The 1820-nt window shown below is 66.4% G+C and carries 2 protein-coding genes; one reads left to right on the top strand and one right to left on the bottom strand.

What is annotated here, in order from left to right:
* Nucleotides 1-29: 29 nt before the first annotated feature.
* Nucleotides 30-1412 (bottom strand): L-serine ammonia-lyase, encoded by a 1383-nt coding sequence (locus ACXJKH_RS19805; RefSeq protein ID WP_256775811.1) that lies wholly within the window; start codon nt 1410-1412, stop codon nt 30-32.
* 97 nt (nt 1413-1509) lie between these two features.
* On the opposite strand from ACXJKH_RS19805, the gene ACXJKH_RS19800 reads away from it, so the two are divergent.
* Nucleotides 1510-1737 carry a glutaredoxin family protein gene (locus tag ACXJKH_RS19800; RefSeq protein ID WP_256775810.1) on the top strand — a complete coding sequence of 76 codons (228 nt, stop codon included), beginning with the start codon at nt 1510-1512 and terminating at the stop codon, nt 1735-1737.
* Nucleotides 1738-1820 lie beyond the last annotated feature (83 nt).

Below are 1820 nucleotides of genomic sequence, written 5' to 3'. Positions count from 1 at the left end.
CCAACGGTCGGCTCTACCGGGGCGATCGATCAGCACTCGATGACGTTGACCGCCAAGCCGCCGCGGCTGGTTTCCTTGTACTTGTCCTGCATGTCGCGCCCGGTGTCGCGCATGGTCTTGATGACCTTGTCCAGCGATACCTTGTGTTTGCCGTCGCCGCGCATGGCCATGCGCGAGGCGTTGATCGCCTTGACCGCGCCCATCGCGTTGCGTTCGATGCACGGGATCTGCACCAGCCCGCCGATCGGGTCGCAGGTCAGACCAAGGTTGTGTTCCATGCCGATCTCGGCGGCGTTCTCGATCTGGCTGGGGCTGCCGCCGAGTGCGGCAACCAGGCCACCGGCGGCCATCGAGCAGGCCACGCCCACTTCGCCCTGGCAACCGACTTCGGCACCGGAAATGGAGGCGTTTTCCTTGTACAGGATGCCGATCGCCGCCGAGGTCAGCAGGAAATCGAACACGCGCTGTTCGTTGGCGCCCGGGCAGAAGCGGTCGAAGTAATGCAGGACCGCGGGCAGCACGCCGGCCGCGCCATTGGTCGGCGCGGTGACCACGCGGCCACCGGCGGCGTTTTCTTCATTGACTGCCAGCGCGTACAGGTTGACCCAGTCCAACGTGGTCAGCGGATCGCGCATGGCTGCTTCGGGCTTGGACGACAGCTCGCGGTACAGCGCCGGGGCGCGGCGGGAGACATGCAGGCCGCCGGGCAGGGTACCCTCCTGGCGGATGCCGCGCGCCACGCACGCCTGCATCGCACCCCAGATCTCGCGCAGCTGCTCGCGGATCTCGTCTTCGCTGCGCCAGCTTTTTTCGTTCTCGAACATCATCTGGGCGATGCTCAACCCACTGCGCGCGGTCTGCGCGAGCAGTTCGTCGCCGCTCTTGAACGGATACGGCAACGGCGTTTCATCAGGCACGATGCGATCATCGGCCGCGTCGTCCTGGTTGACCACGAAGCCGCCACCGACGGAGTAGTAATCGCGGGTGGCGATCACCTGCTCGTCCGCGTCATAGGCGGTGAAGCGCATGCCGTTGGTGTGGTAGGGCAGCTTCTGCCGCTTGTTCAGGCCCAGGTCGCGCTTCTCGTCGAAGGCGATCTCATGGGTGCCCATCAACTGGATCCGCTTGCTGCTACGGATGCGTTCGAGGGTTGCCGGGATGATATCCGGGTCGATCAGGTTCGGGCGCTGCCCCTCCAGCCCGAGCAGGACCGCCTTGTCGGTGCCATGGCCGCGCCCGGTCAGGGCCAGCGAGCCGTACACGTCGGCGCGGATGCGCACCACGTCCTGCAGGCGGCCCGGATCCAGCAACCAGCGGTGCACGAAGCGTTCGGCGGCCTTCATCGGTCCCACGGTGTGCGAGGAGCTCGGGCCAATGCCGATCTTGAAAACGTCGAACGTGCTGACAGCCATGATTGCCAAACTGCGGGTATCGGATGGAGCGCTATTCTATGCGCTTCGCGCCGCCGGCTCTGGCTGCGGCGCAACATTTTCCAAGGCGGGTGGGCCGGTGTTTACCTTGTTCCAGCGTGATGACTGCCAGTTGTGCGACCAGGCCCTGGCGGTGCTGGCCCAGGCCCGGGTATCGGGCCTGGACAGTGTGTTCATCGACGATGACGCGGCGCTGGAGGCCCGCTACGGCCTGCGCGTGCCGGTGCTGCGCGATGCGCAGGGGCGGGAGCTGGACTGGCCGTTCGATGTGGCGGCGGTGCAGGTCTGGATCAGCGGGCAAGCGTAGAGCCGACCGTTGGTCGGCTGCCCTGGCTCCTGGCGCCGTCAGGGCAGCCAAGGCAGCCAAGGCAGCCAAGGCAGCCGACCAAC

The sequence above is a fragment of the Stenotrophomonas sp. P5_B8 genome, from assembly GCF_054049855.1.
This window is presented reverse-complemented; position numbering and strand designations above follow the sequence as displayed.

Bases quoted from the DNA above. Each gene is read 5' to 3' on its own strand.
- ACXJKH_RS19805 (WP_256775811.1), bottom strand. From the start codon at position 1,412: ATGGCTGTCAGCACGTTCGACGTTTTCAAGATCGGCATTGGCCCGAGC.